Consider the following 376-nt stretch of genomic DNA (forward strand, 5'->3'; position numbering starts at 1 on the left):
TTAGTTCACTAAACGAGTCACTTTCCAACGCTGAGAAGGAAGGATTGGTGGGTCAGAGTGGACTTGAACCACCGACCTCACCCTTATCAGGGGTGCGCTCTAACCAGCTGAGCTACAGACCCATCTTATTGATAAATTAACCTAGGCCAATTCATCTTTACTCTATCTTCTATCAAGCAAATCTGTGTGAACACTCAGGCACATGGATGTGCCGTGTGTAAGAAACGCATGGAGCAGTTTCTTACCAACCAAACATCGAGTTAGTCGTATAGGTAAGGAGGTGATCCAGCCCCAGGTTCCCCTAGGGCTACCTTGTTACGACTTCACCCCAGTCATGAACCACAAAGTGGTGAGCGCCCCCCCGAAGGTTAAGCTA

General features: G+C 48.4%; 1 tRNA gene and 1 rRNA gene. Both read right to left on the reverse strand.

The features are described from left to right. Positions 1-45 precede the first annotated feature (45 nt). Positions 46-122, reverse strand: a tRNA-Ile gene (locus tag MMG82_RS21440). A 151-nt stretch (positions 123-273) separates the two neighbouring features. Then, a 16S ribosomal RNA gene (locus MMG82_RS21445) occupies positions 274-376 on the reverse strand; the annotation flags it as partial.

Origin of the sequence: Shewanella sp. MM_2022_3 (genome assembly GCF_022557375.1) — a bacterium.
Classification (GTDB): Bacteria; Pseudomonadota; Gammaproteobacteria; order Enterobacterales; family Shewanellaceae; genus Shewanella; species Shewanella xiamenensis.